We start from the raw sequence: 12,008 nt of genomic DNA, 5'->3' as shown, positions 1-12,008 counted from the left end.
CGGGACACATTGTTCTATCCTTCGTTTCAAGGAGATCCTTTATGCCATCGGAACGGCTCGCTTTTACCGAAGCTCTTGCACAGAAGGCCGGCGTTGTTGCGCTCGACTATTTCAAGAAACTCGACACGCTGACAATCACGCAAAAGGGCCATCAGGATCTTGTGAGTGAAGCAGACCGGAATGTTGAAACCCTAATCCGGGAAGAACTTGCAAAAACGTATCCAGACGATGGGATCCTCGGTGAAGAACATGGCATGGAGGAAGGCGAGAGTGGCTACACTTGGGTCATTGATCCAATTGATGGAACGGCCAACTTCGTCACCGGAATACCGCAGTGGTGCGTCATTATTGCCTGCGTACAACAGGGCCAGACACTGCTCGGTGTCATTCATGATCCGGTTGCCGGTGAAACTTTCTCAGCGCTCGCTGGCGGCGGCGCCTTTTTGAATGGCAAACCTATTAAAGTGTCGGACAGCGACAGCGTTTCGGTTGGTTCGGTTGGCGTGGGCTTCAATGGCCGTACGTCAGTGACTGACGCGGTCAATGCGGTTGGAGCGTTGGTCTCCAAAGGCGGCGTTTTCTTCCGCAATGCGTCCGGTGGCCTGATGCTCGCCTATACGGGCGCAGGGCGTCTGATCGGCTACATCGAGTCCCACATGAACGCCTGGGACTGCCTGGCCGGCATGCTGCTCATCCAGGAAGCGGGCGGGCAAGTGCAAGAGCAGGATATCAATCACGCGCTTTACCACGGCACCAGAGTCGTCACCGGAGCGCCAGGTGTCTTTGGCGAGCTTACGGAAATTGCCGAAAGTTCCTTCGCCCCGCTACAAGCGGCGGAGTAGGCGGCGGGTTTATTGAGATCGCCAAAAATCACCTCTCCCGGAGGGGGAGAGGTCGGCGCGTAAGCGCCGGGTGAGGGGATAGATGTTTATTCCTTGAGAGGATTGCTCCCTCACCCTTGCCTTCTCCCACAGGGAGAGGGAACACACCGTGCTTGAAGTTTTCTCAACGCAGGATAGCCCGAAAGACATCAAACATGCTGATCGATCAGAATTGGATTGCCGTCCGGGTCGAGCAGCATGAGGCTTCCCGGTCCATTGGATGTCTCGTCCACCTCCTGAACAAAAGCATAACCCTTGTCTTTGAGGGACTTCTGCAGGTCTCGGATGTCCGTATAAGTTTCCAGCGCCTGGGCGCTTTGATCCCAGCCCGGATTGAACGTCAGCATGTTTTTCTCAAACAGGCCCTGAAACAGGCCGATAACTGTTTCACCGTTCTTCAGGATGGCCCAGTTGTCACTGCCCGATCCGCCAAGGGTTGAAAAGCCAAGACCCTCATAAAACGCAATTGATTTTTGAATGTCTTTAACAGTCAAGCTGATGGAAAAGGCTCCGAGTTGCATGTTTTCGCCTTTCTCAAATTTGAGGCCAAAAACGCATCAAAGCAGCATATGGTTACAGCTTACAAGGGTGTACTAGATCAAACTATCGTTTGCGGCTGCAGACCAGACAAAGCCATACCAAGGCATGGTCATCGTCTCAAGGTTCATTGAAAAATCGAGTTCGGGACGGCGCTTAAGTTTCAGCCGGCGCATGACGTTTTGCGAACGCACATTATCTGGCCCTGTGTAGGCCAGGATTTCTGGAACCGCCGGGTGCGACAATGCACTCTTGATAACGGCAGTTGCTGCTTCGGTGACATAGCCTTGTCCCCAAGCGGCACGGTTCAAGCGCCAGCCTAGATCGTAATGAAGACCGAGAGGGGCAAAGTTGCGGAGCATAAGTCCGGTATAGCCTAGGAAGGAGCCCTGCTTGTTTTCAACCACATAACGGCTAAAGCCGGTTTGTTCATATGCGGCAATATACCGGTCCAGCTTGGCGTCACTTTCAGGTCGCGAGAGTGGACGTCCGAGGTCAGCCATAACTTCCGGGTCTGCATTCAGGGCTGCAAAGGCTTCGGTGTCTGCGATCTCAAATTGTCTGAGTGTCAATCTGTTGGTGGAAAGGGGCGACATGATTGAATTCTCCACATCGGCCCCGTCCGGGCCGTCTAAAACGAAACCCATTCCCGGCTGACGCGGTCATAGAGTTTGCCGGTTTCCAGAACCTCCGGCTTGACCAACTCCAAGAGCTCGCTGGCGACCAGGGAAGGTTCGGGCAGGTTTTCTGTCGGCTCACCGGGCATGGCCTTGGCGCGCAGGCCCGTGCGGGTCGGACCAGGGTCAGCCAGATTGATCTTCATTTTGGTCTGAAGGCTTTCGTTGGCCCAGGTCCGAGCTAAGGCTTCAACTGCGGCTTTTGAGGTCGACTGAAGGCCCCAAAAGGCGGTGCAGGTGTTGGCTTGGACTGCGGTTAGGAACAGGGCCCGCCCGGCATCGGACTGGCGCAGCAGCGGATCGAGCGAGCGGATCAGACGCCAATTGGCGGTCACATTGATCGCCATAACCTTTTCAAAGTCTTTCGGGCTGATATGGCCAAGCGGCGACAAGACGCCGAGCATGCCGGCATTGCCGATCATAATGTCGAGTTTCTTCCAGCGTTCAAAGATCGCCGCGCCCAAACGGTCGAGTGCGTCATAGTCCATCAAATCTACTGGAACCAAGGTCGCTTGACCGCCAGCGGCCTGGATCTCGTCGTCCAAGTCTTCCAAACCGCCCACAGTGCGGGCAATCGCAATCACATGGGCGCCGCGGGATGCGAGCTGTTTGGCCAGCTGATAGCCAATACCGCGTGAGGCGCCTGTAACAAGCGCAACACGGCCTTCAAAATCTTTAGTCATTAGAGTCTCAAAATGTCCTTAGCCGACCTCGACCAGGCGTGGTGCACTGACAAAATCCTGATCTTCAGAGAGGTCAGTCAGCGGCGTTGGATAGTCGCCGGTAAAACAATGGTCGGTAAACTGTGGATTGTCGTTGTCACGGCCCTCATATCCGGCCGCACGGTAAATCCCGTCAACCGAGAGGAACGCAAGGCTGTCGGCTCCGATGTAGTTGCACATCTCTTCAAGCCCGTACTTTGCAGCCAGCAGCTTCTCCCGGACCGGTGTGTCGATGCCGTAGTAGTCAGAATGTTTGATCGGCGGGCTGGCAAGGCGGAAATGGACTTCCTTGGCACCGGCATCCCGGATCATTTGCACGATCTTCACCGATGTCGTGCCGCGCACCAAACTGTCGTCGACAAGCACGACGCGCTTGCCTTCGATTTGCGAGCGATTGGCGGAGTGTTTCATTTTCACGCCAAGTGCACGGATCTGCTGGGTCGGTTCAATGAAGGTGCGGCCAACATAGTGATTTCGGATAATGCCGAGTTCAAACGGAATGCCGCTTTCCTGGCTATAGCCGATCGCCGCCGGAACGCCGCTGTCCGGTACCGGAACAATCACATCAGCACCCACATGGGATTCACGCGCAAGTTCCCGGCCCATGTCCCGGCGCACATCATAAACACTGCGTCCGCCGACGATGGAGTCAGGACGCGAGAAATAGACGTATTCGAAGATGTCCGGGCGGGCAGGGCGCTTGCCGAACGGGAAAAAGGACTCAATGCCGGTAGACGTACAGACAATGACTTCGCCGTTTTCCACTTCACGGATGAACTTTGCGCCAATGATATCAAGCGCGCAGGTTTCCGAGGCAAGGATTGGTGCGCCGTTGAGGTCGCCAAGAACCAAAGGCCGGATCCCGAGCGGGTCGCGGGCACCGATGAGTTTCTTTGACGTCAACGCCACCAGTGCGTAAGCGCCCTCCATCTGGGTGATGGCTTCGACGAAACGATCGACGATCTTCTGTTCCCGGGACCGGGCGACCAGCTGGAGAACGACTTCTGAATCTGAGGTGGATTGGCAGATTGCGCCATCGCGGATCAGTTGCTGGCGCAGGGTGAGTGCGTTGGTGAAGTTGCCGTTGTGGCAGATGGCGATGCCGCCGCCTTCCAGCTCAGCGAACAGCGGCTGCACGTTGCGCAAGATGGTTTCACCGGTCGTGGAATAGCGCACATGACCAATGGCCGCGCGGCCGGTAAGGCGGCCGATGGTGTCGGCATCAGAGAAGTGATCACCGACGAGGCCGAGATGGCGTTCAGCCCGGAATTGATCATTGTCGAAGGTAACGATCCCAGCAGCTTCCTGGCCGCGGTGCTGCAACGCATGCAGGCCGAGCGCTGTCAGCGCGCTGGCGTCCTCATGGCCGAGAATGCCGAAAACCCCGCATTCTTCACGCAAGGTATCACCATTGATGTCGAACGGCTCGTGGAAATCGGTTGCGCCAGTCATGGCGACCTCTCCTTCATTCTGGCCGGTCAAGGGCCGGTCCGGATTTCTAAGTAATCTGTTCAGGCGCCGCCATGCGGCGTCAGTTGCTGTCCGATGTCAGCTGCTCCAGGCCCTGGCGTTCAGAGTCGCTGTAAGCCGGCTCCTCAGCCGGAACGCTCGAGCGTTGGCTGCCTGTTAGCTCATTTTCCCGGATCTTGTCCAGAATCGCTTTTTCCGGGTCTTCGGGCAAGATAGCGACAAGCCGTTCACCGACTGATAACAGGATCGGTAGGGATTTAGCATTCTGGACCCAGCCTGGCTGTTGTTCCGGCTGAACGAACCAGTTGAAGAACATCATGGCCACGACGACCAGAAGCAAGCCGCGCACGGCACCAAAGACAAACCCGAGAGTGCGATCGAGCGCGCCGATGCGGCTGTCGAGAATGAAGTCGGAGATGCGCATTGTGATGTAGCTGACGACGATCAGGGTCACCAAGAAGACCGCGGCAGCTGAAGCGCCCATCGCGACCAGGTCTTGCGCAATATATTGCTTGGCGTAGGGCAGCACGCGCTCATAGAGCAAAAAGGCGGCAATGGCGGCAGCGACCCAGGAGACAATCGACAGAACTTCGCGGACAAAGCCGCGGATCATCGCCAGAACCGCCGAGATGAGCATGATGACCAGAAGCAGTCCGTCCAGCAGCGTAATCGGCATGTTTCTGAAAAATCCTCTATCTGGCGCTCCAAGGCGCAAAACTAAAGTCTCAGACCACCCTGATCATGCGTCAGGAAGCCCCTTGTGCGCCAGCCTCTACCGTCATTTTGGCAATAAAGTCCCCAAGTTCCGGCAATCCCACCGCCTTGAAGGCGGAAGCAGCACCGTCCTTGAGGTTGCCCTCCGGACAATAGGCCTGATCGAAGCCGAGTTTTTCAGCTTCCTTGAGCCTGGATTGGGCCTGTGCCACGGGCCGGATTGCCCCCGACAGGCTGACCTCGCCGAAATAGACGCAATTGGCCGGAAGGGCAAGCCCGCTGAGTGAAGAGACGAGGGCGGCGGCCACTGCCAGGTCCGCGCCCGGTTCATTGACCTTTAATCCGCCAGCCACGTTCAAATAGACATCATGCTGTGAAAACCGTACACCGCAGCGCGCTTCCAGCACAGCAAGGATCATAGAAAGACGTGCGGTATCCCAGCCAATGACCGCGCGCCGCGGTGTGCCGAGTGAGGACTGGGCCACCAGCGCCTGAATTTCGATCAGCAGCGGCCGCGAGCCTTCAAGCCCGGCGAACACGGCAGATCCTGGGGCGGAGGTGGTTCTGTCGCCAAGAAACAGTGCCGAGGGGTTGGAAACTTCCACCAGCCCCTTGCCGGTCATCTCAAAGACACCGATTTCGTCGGTCGCGCCAAAACGGTTTTTGACCGACCGCAGGATACGGTATTGATGCGCACCATCTCCTTCGAAATAAAGCACCGCATCCACCATGTGCTCGACCACGCGCGGACCGGCGATCTGGCCGTCCTTGGTGACATGGCCGACCAGAACCAGGGTGGTGCCGTTTTTCTTGGCGTAGCGCACCATGGCTTGGGCAGAGGCGCGCACCTGGGTGACGGTGCCGGGCGGCGAATCCACTTGATCGGTCCAAAGGGTCTGCACCGAATCCAAAATGAGCATTGCGGGCGCTGTGTCCGCTTCCAGCGTGGCCAGAATGTCTTCCACACTGGTTTCGGCAGCTAAAGCGACCGGAGCGTCGGCCAGGCCGAGCCGCTCGGCGCGCAGACGCACTTGGCCAATGGCTTCCTCGCCGGAGATATAGACAGTCTTGTGGCCGAGGCTCGCGAGCTGAGCGGCAGCCTGGATCAAAAGCGTCGATTTGCCGATGCCGGGGTCCCCGCCGACCAGCAGGGCAGAGCCACGAACAAACCCGCCGCCAGTCACCCGGTCGAGTTCGGCCACGTTGGTTTGAATGCGCGGCGCTTCTTTGGTGTCGCCGGAGAGACCGACAAGCGGAACCACACGGCCCTTGGACTTGGAGGCCCGGCTGGGGCCGCCGCCAATACCGCCGCCGGTTTGTTCCTCAACAATGGTGTTCCATTCACCGCAGGATTCGCAGCGGCCGACCCACTTGGCGGTCACGGCGCCACAGGACTGGCAGACAAAGGATGTAGACCGGCGGGCCATTCAGGCAGCTCCTATCAAGCCAGCGGACCGTAGACGCGTTCAAACCGCCGTCCGAGGCTTGTCAAATATTCGTAGTCGATGGTCTCCGCATAAGCTGCCAGATCGGCCGCTGCAACATTTGGCCCCAGCATTTCCACAAACGCGCCGCGCTTGACCAGATGTTCGGGAATATCCGTAACATCAAGTGTGATCATATCCATGGAAATCCGGCCCAAAATAGGCACCTTATGATCGCCAATCATGGCAAAACCGCCGGGTCGGTCGTCGGATGATCCGGCACGCCGGAGCAGTCCGTCCGCATAACCGGCAGCCACAACAGCGTTGCGCAAGGGCCGTTTGGCGGTCTCTGCCGCGCTGTAGCCGATGGTATCTCCTGCGGGGACGTTGCGGACAATCATGATCCGGACCTCCACTTTGGCAACAGGCCGCATTGGATTTTCGCCGTGATCGAAGGCCCGGCCGCCAAACAGCGATATGCCGGGCCGGACAAGATCGAAATGGTAATCTTCTCCCAACAGAACACCGGCGGAGTTGGCGAGCGAGCGTGAGATACCTTTGAAGGGATCTGTAAGGGTCTTGAAGGTTTGCAACTGGGTCCGGTTCATCGGATGATCGGGGGTGGATCCGCATGCGAGATGCGACATCAGAAGGTTCGGCTGAAACGCCCCCATCAAGCTTGGGTCGGCAAGGGCTGACAAAAATTCTTCCCCTGAAAGCCCAAGCCGGTGAATACCGGTATCAACATGCACAGCCGCGTCAAAACTTCGTCCGGCCGCTGTGCAGGTTGCTGCCCATTCTTTCAATTCCTCCAATGAGCCGAGAACCGGACGGATGTTGTGCTGGATAAGCAGATCTGCTGTGCCGGGGAACAGGCCGTCGAGCGCGTAGATCGTGGCATTTGGCAAGGTTTGCCGTAAGGACACGGCTTCCGTTGGTACGGCGACAAAAAACGTCCGGCATCCCTCTTGGTGGAGCCGCAATGCAGTTTCTGTCTGACCGGTGCCATACGCATTGGCCTTGATGGTCGCTGCGCATTCTGCACCACCCGTCAGCTTTGATTTCAGCGAAGACCAGTTCGCTGCGATCGCATCCGTATCGATGGTTAAACGGCCGCCATAAAGGTCCGCTGGAAAGGGATTGGGACTGGTGTCTTGCACGTTGCGGTAGGGCTCCACTCAAGAATCGCTTTTTCAAAAAGCTCTGGAGCAATTTATCGCAAATCCAAGATCGGACGCCAATTGAGAATATGTTTGCCGTGAAGTGAATGTTTGACGGGCAATAGGGAGCTCTTTATCGTATAAGTGTTGTAGCGGCCCTAGCTAGGCACCTATAGAATTTCAAATAATTACAAACCTTTCCTTTGTTGAAAGAACCGTGAGCCATGTGCGCTTCATCAGCCTTTCCGTTAAGCGAATCTCGTTTGGTTCTGGAGACGGAGCGGTTGAGGCTGCGGCCACTTTCTTTAGAGGATCATGGCTTGATAGCGGCACTGCAGACCGATCCGGAAGTCATGCAGTATATTGGTGGGCCTGTTCCGGAAGAAGCTGTCTCCGAGAGGCTTGAAACGTCGGTTCGAAGGGGCGCAGGCGGTCGGATCGGTGTCTGGTGTATTGAAGACCGTCGCAGCGCTGAAAAACTCGGGACTGCGATTTTGTTGCCGCTTCCCCTAGAGGCTTACGAGGCCGATCCTTCGCAAGTTGCCACTGATGCCTATCCGAGCGCTGAAGTCGAGGTTGGATATACTCTGTTGCGTTCAGCCTGGGGGCGTGGGATCGCCACAGAGGCCTGCCGCCGGCTGCTGAAATTCGGTTTTGAAGAAACAAGTTTGGGCGAGATCGCCGCCGTGACACACTCTGACAATCTTGTTTCCCAAAAGGTTCTGCAAAAATGCGGATTGCGCCCGGAAGGCATGCGCCGGGCCTATTGCAATGATGTTCCAGGGTTCCGGATCACGCGCGCGCAATGGCAGGCCTTGGAAAACAAAGGTTGATCAAGGCCGCGGACTGATTGGTAGAGCCGAATAATGCAGCGACAAGGCGAAGGCGGTTGCGATTACTCGTAGCGTTCCGGCATGTGATCTTCTTCCGCCAGATCGGAGAAACGGGTGTATTGACCTTCAAAGTGCAGGTTCGCGGTGCCGGTCGGACCGTGACGCTGCTTGGCGACAATGACTTCCGCCTTGCCTTTGAGGCGCTCCATGTTGTCGCGCCAGATCTCATACTCCGGTGAGCCTTCGTCCGGCTCGGTCTTGGAGAGGTAATACTCTTCACGGAACACAAACATGATAACGTCGGCGTCCTGCTCGATGGAACCCGATTCACGCAAGTCCGACATCATTGGCCGTTTGTCATCGCGCGATTCCACCTGGCGGGAAAGCTGGGAGAGCGCGATGATCGGAACATGAAGTTCCTTTGCAAGCGCCTTCAAGCCAGTGGTGATTTCGGTGATTTCCTGAACCCGGTTGCCTTGGTTCTTGGCGGAACCGGAGAGCAGCTGGATATAGTCCACCACCAGAAGATCAAGGCCGCGCTGGCGTTTAAGGCGGCGCGCTTTGGCCACTAGCGACGCGATGGAAATTCCACCTGTTTGGTCAACATGCAGCGGCACCACTTGCATGGATTGAGCGCAAGCTGCGAGCTTTTCAAACTCTGCTTCGGAAATGTCGCCACGGCGGATTTTCGACGATGAGATTTCCGCTTGCTCGGAAATGATACGGGTAGCGAGCTGCTCGGCCGACATTTCGAGAGAGAAGAAACCGACCACACCGCCGTTGACGGTCTTCATAGAGCCGTCCGGCTGCTCTTCCGCCTGAAAACTCTGCGCGATGTTATAGGCGATGTTGGTGGCGAGCGATGTTTTACCCATCGCCGGGCGTCCGGCCAGAACGATCAAATCCGAATGCTGCAGACCGCCCATGAGCCGGTCCAACTCGCGCAAGCCGGTTGAAATACCGGAGAGAGCACCTTCACGATTCCAGGCGGCGTGGGCCATCTCGATGGTTTCTGTCAGTGCATCGCCAAAGGAAACAAATCCGCCTTCGCTACGGCCGGTCTCGGCCAGTTCAAACAGGCGCCGTTCGGCGTCGTCGATCTGCTGCTCCGGCGGTACATCAATCGGCGCATCAAAGGCAATGTTGACCATGTCTTCGCCGATACGGATGAGGTTCCGGCGGATGGCGAGGTCATAGATCGAGCGGCCGTAGTCTTCGGCATTGATGACGGAGGCGGCATCACCGGCAAGACGCAGCAGGAACTGGGTCGCCGAAAGGTCGGCGATCTTGGCATCGGCTGGATAAAAGGTTTTCAGCGTGATCGGAGAGGCGGTTTTGCCGGCCCGGATCAAATGGCTGATCTTTTCATAGATGTCCTGATGAGGGGGCACGAAAAAATGGTGCGGCTCGAGAAAGTCCGAGACGCGGTAGAAGGTCTCGTTGTTGACCAGAATCGCACCCAGCAATTGACGTTCGGCCTCCGCATTATGCGGTGCCAGACGCTGGACGTCTTCTTCTGTCTCGACCTTCTGTAGTGTGCCCTTCATTACCCGCCCCCGATCAACTTGGTGTACTGGAAATAGCGGCAGATCCGGAGGGGCTCAAGCAGCAAAAACGGTGAGCCACGATTCCCACTGGCGTCCACAGGTCAGCGGGGAAAAATTCAAAACCTGCTTGACTCTGAAGGTCATAGAAGACTCAACGGCTTGCTGGTTAGTTATTGATAATAAACATATTTTTTGGGAAATGGTGCAAAAAGTTAACAAAGTGTAAATGCTATCAATGCCTTGTGGTGGGATGTGAACCTTGCAGTTGAAGCTTGCTTTGCAGGATTGATAAAAAATACGAGCCGGCAAACAAAAACGGCGCCCTGAAGGACGCCGTTTTCAGATTGTGTTTTTTTGAAGCGTACAGAGCCGATTAGGCTTCGTCTTCGGCAACCGCTTCTTCGGTTGCTTCTGCTTCTTCGCCTTCACCTTCTTCTTCGTCGTCTTCTTCAAATTCGAAGACGTCCTGTTCCGGTGCGGTCAGATCTTCACCAGCTGCCTGGCGGGCTGCTTCGTCTTCAGAACGTGCGACGTTGACAGAGATGCCAACTTCGACTTCCGGGTGCAGCTGCACGAGAACTGAATGCAGGCCTATGGTTTTGATCGGGCTGCGCAGTTCAACCTGTCCACGGGTGACGGAGAAGCCAGCTGCTGTCAGGCCTTCAGCAATGTCGCGGGTGGACACTGAACCGTAGAGCTGACCGGTTTCACCAGCAGAGCGGATCATGACCAGTGCTTCGCCGTCCATTTTGCCGGCAACAGCTTCAGCTTCGGACTTGCGCTCAAGGTTCCGGGCTTCCAGCTGGGCACGTTCGTTTTCGAAACGCTCCAGGTTCGCCTTGTTGGCGCGCAGCGCCTTGCCTTGCGGCAGAAGGAAGTTACGTGCGTAACCGTCGCGCACTTTTACGGTGTCGCCCATCTGGCCAAGCTTGGCAATACGCTCAAGAAGAATAATTTGCATGGATTTTCTCCTACTGTCCCGCCACCTTTATTAGTGGCGGTTAGAGACCGTTTGCCCGCGGTCCCAATACGGGTCTGCCGGGCGGACCCGGCAGATGGGCATCTCCCATAGGAGGAGGTGCTTAGCTGATCACGAACGGCAGCAGGCCGAGCAAGCGGGCACGCTTGATCGCACGGGCCAGTTCACGCTGCTTCTTCGCGGACACCGCGGTGATGCGGCTCGGAACGATCTTGCCGCGCTCAGAGATGTAGCGCTGCAGCAGACGGATGTCCTTGTAGTCGATCTTCGGAGCGTTAGCACCGGAGAACGGGCAGGTCTTCCGGCGGCGGAAGAACGGACGGCGGCTTGGGGTCTGTGAAATATCAACCATTATATCTTACTCCCCTTCAGCCTTGCGCGGTGCACGGTCGCCGCCGCGGTCACCACGATCGCCACCACGGCCGCCACGGTCACCACCGCGGTCGCCGAAACGGCCACCACGACCACCACGGTCGTCACGGTCGCGCTTCTGCATCATTGCAGACGGCTCTTCGTCCAGCTCATCGACCTTGAAGGTCATGAAACGCAGAACGTCTTCGTTGAGGCCCATCTGGCGTTCCATCTCGGCAACCGCGGCATGCGGTGCGGTCAGGTTCATCAGAGTGTAGTGAGCCTTACGGTTTTTCTTGATGCGGTATGCCAGGGTGCGCAGACCCCAGTTTTCCACCTTGCCGACAGTGCCGCCAGCGCCTTCGATCAGGCCCTTGTACTGTTCGACGAGAGCTTCGACCTGCTGGGCCGAAACGTCCTGGCGGGCCAGGAAGATGTGCTCATAAAGAGGCATGGAAAAGCCTTTCCTTCGGTTGACAACACGGGTTCGGCGCAAAGCCTCCTCGTAAACCCGGAAAGGCAACGAGAAATCTTACGGGAGTGGGAACACGGGAAGTCGGATGATCTTTAAGATATCCTGGCAAACGCCCTTCCGTTCAGCCCCCGGCCAAACCCGGATGAAGCGCGGCTTATACTCTTTTTTCGGCAAAATGCAAGCGGGGGTAAGAACAACGGCAAATTTGGCTATGTATTTAGTCGAATAGAATTTCCAG

Annotated in this window: 13 protein-coding genes; 2 read left to right on the top strand and 11 right to left on the bottom strand. The window is 56.8% G+C overall.

Annotated elements, in window-relative coordinates; all coding sequences use genetic code 11:
• The first annotated feature begins 41 nt into the window (after positions 1 to 41).
• On the top strand, positions 42 to 842 hold the full coding sequence (locus FJ695_RS20555; RefSeq protein ID WP_141187178.1) for an inositol monophosphatase family protein: 801 nt from the start codon (positions 42 to 44) through the stop codon (positions 840 to 842).
• Between the two features lie 188 nt (positions 843 to 1,030).
• On the opposite strand, the gene FJ695_RS20550 is transcribed toward FJ695_RS20555, so the two are convergent.
• The 7 genes from FJ695_RS20550 to alr form a co-directional block, all read right to left on the bottom strand.
• A complete protein-coding gene (locus FJ695_RS20550) occupies positions 1,031 to 1,402 on the bottom strand; it encodes a VOC family protein (protein ID WP_141187177.1) in 372 nt (123 codons plus the stop codon).
• A gap of 72 nt (positions 1,403 to 1,474) precedes the next feature.
• Complete coding sequence (locus FJ695_RS20545; RefSeq protein ID WP_168206440.1) at positions 1,475 to 2,014, bottom strand: GNAT family N-acetyltransferase; 540 nt, start codon at positions 2,012 to 2,014, stop codon at positions 1,475 to 1,477.
• 35 nt (positions 2,015 to 2,049) lie between these two features.
• On the bottom strand, positions 2,050 to 2,778 hold the full coding sequence (locus FJ695_RS20540) for an SDR family NAD(P)-dependent oxidoreductase (RefSeq protein WP_141187175.1): 729 nt from the start codon (positions 2,776 to 2,778) through the stop codon (positions 2,050 to 2,052).
• Positions 2,779 to 2,796: 18 nt separating this feature from the next.
• Positions 2,797 to 4,269: an amidophosphoribosyltransferase gene (purF, locus tag FJ695_RS20535; RefSeq protein WP_141187174.1), complete on the bottom strand. Its 1,473-nt coding sequence runs from the start codon at positions 4,267 to 4,269 to the stop codon at positions 2,797 to 2,799.
• A gap of 79 nt (positions 4,270 to 4,348) precedes the next feature.
• Positions 4,349 to 4,963, bottom strand: a complete 615-nt coding sequence (locus FJ695_RS20530) for a CvpA family protein (protein ID WP_141187173.1) — start codon at positions 4,961 to 4,963, stop codon at positions 4,349 to 4,351.
• A 70-nt stretch (positions 4,964 to 5,033) separates the two neighbouring features.
• The gene (gene radA, locus FJ695_RS20525) at positions 5,034 to 6,428 is read right to left on the bottom strand and encodes a DNA repair protein RadA (RefSeq protein WP_141187172.1); all 1,395 of its coding nucleotides are present in this window, start codon (positions 6,426 to 6,428) and stop codon (positions 5,034 to 5,036) included.
• A 14-nt stretch (positions 6,429 to 6,442) separates the two neighbouring features.
• On the bottom strand, positions 6,443 to 7,585 hold the full coding sequence (gene alr, locus FJ695_RS20520) for an alanine racemase (RefSeq protein ID WP_141187171.1): 1,143 nt from the start codon (positions 7,583 to 7,585) through the stop codon (positions 6,443 to 6,445).
• 224 nt (positions 7,586 to 7,809) lie between these two features.
• Between alr and FJ695_RS20515 the strand changes: the two genes are divergently transcribed.
• On the top strand, positions 7,810 to 8,418 hold the full coding sequence (locus FJ695_RS20515) for a GNAT family N-acetyltransferase (RefSeq protein WP_141187170.1): 609 nt from the start codon (positions 7,810 to 7,812) through the stop codon (positions 8,416 to 8,418).
• A gap of 62 nt (positions 8,419 to 8,480) precedes the next feature.
• Here FJ695_RS20515 and FJ695_RS20510 read toward each other — a convergent pair whose 3' ends face one another.
• The 4 genes from FJ695_RS20510 to rpsF all read right to left on the bottom strand — a co-directional run bounded on the left by FJ695_RS20510 (position 8,481) and on the right by rpsF (position 11,749).
• Positions 8,481 to 9,965, bottom strand: a complete 1,485-nt coding sequence (locus FJ695_RS20510) for a replicative DNA helicase (RefSeq protein ID WP_141187169.1) — start codon at positions 9,963 to 9,965, stop codon at positions 8,481 to 8,483.
• 373 nt (positions 9,966 to 10,338) lie between these two features.
• Positions 10,339 to 10,926: a 50S ribosomal protein L9 gene (gene rplI / locus FJ695_RS20505; protein WP_141187168.1), complete on the bottom strand. Its 588-nt coding sequence runs from the start codon at positions 10,924 to 10,926 to the stop codon at positions 10,339 to 10,341.
• Between the two features lie 121 nt (positions 10,927 to 11,047).
• The gene (gene rpsR / locus FJ695_RS20500; protein WP_133950346.1) at positions 11,048 to 11,296 is read right to left on the bottom strand and encodes a 30S ribosomal protein S18; all 249 of its coding nucleotides are present in this window, start codon (positions 11,294 to 11,296) and stop codon (positions 11,048 to 11,050) included.
• Between the two features lie 6 nt (positions 11,297 to 11,302).
• Entirely contained in the window at positions 11,303 to 11,749 is a 447-nt protein-coding gene (gene rpsF, locus FJ695_RS20495) for a 30S ribosomal protein S6 (protein WP_141187167.1), read from the bottom strand.
• Between the last annotated feature and the right edge of the window lie 259 nt (positions 11,750 to 12,008).

This window comes from Labrenzia sp. PHM005, from assembly GCF_006517275.1.
Lineage (GTDB): Bacteria > Pseudomonadota > Alphaproteobacteria > Rhizobiales > Stappiaceae > Roseibium.
Note: the sequence above shows the minus strand (reverse complement) of the source record. Positions and strands in the feature narration are given on the sequence as shown.

Coding starts and splice junctions, on each gene's coding strand:
- FJ695_RS20555 (WP_141187178.1), top strand. CDS start 42: ATGCCATCGGAACGGCTCGCTTTTACCGAAGCTCTTGCACAGAAGGCC.
- FJ695_RS20550 (WP_141187177.1), bottom strand. CDS start 1,402: ATGCAACTCGGAGCCTTTTCCATCAGCTTGACTGTTAAAGACATTCAA.
- FJ695_RS20545 (WP_168206440.1), bottom strand. CDS start 2,014: ATGTCGCCCCTTTCCACCAACAGATTGACACTCAGACAATTTGAGATC.
- FJ695_RS20540 (WP_141187175.1), bottom strand. CDS start 2,778: ATGACTAAAGATTTTGAAGGCCGTGTTGCGCTTGTTACAGGCGCCTCA.
- purF (WP_141187174.1), bottom strand. CDS start 4,269: ATGACTGGCGCAACCGATTTCCACGAGCCGTTCGACATCAATGGTGAT.
- FJ695_RS20530 (WP_141187173.1), bottom strand. CDS start 4,963: ATGCCGATTACGCTGCTGGACGGACTGCTTCTGGTCATCATGCTCATC.
- radA (WP_141187172.1), bottom strand. CDS start 6,428: ATGGCCCGCCGGTCTACATCCTTTGTCTGCCAGTCCTGTGGCGCCGTG.
- FJ695_RS20515 (WP_141187170.1), top strand. CDS start 7,810: ATGTGCGCTTCATCAGCCTTTCCGTTAAGCGAATCTCGTTTGGTTCTG.
- FJ695_RS20510 (WP_141187169.1), bottom strand. CDS start 9,965: ATGAAGGGCACACTACAGAAGGTCGAGACAGAAGAAGACGTCCAGCGT.
- rplI (WP_141187168.1), bottom strand. CDS start 10,926: ATGCAAATTATTCTTCTTGAGCGTATTGCCAAGCTTGGCCAGATGGGC.
- rpsR (WP_133950346.1), bottom strand. CDS start 11,296: ATGGTTGATATTTCACAGACCCCAAGCCGCCGTCCGTTCTTCCGCCGC.
- rpsF (WP_141187167.1), bottom strand. CDS start 11,749: ATGCCTCTTTATGAGCACATCTTCCTGGCCCGCCAGGACGTTTCGGCC.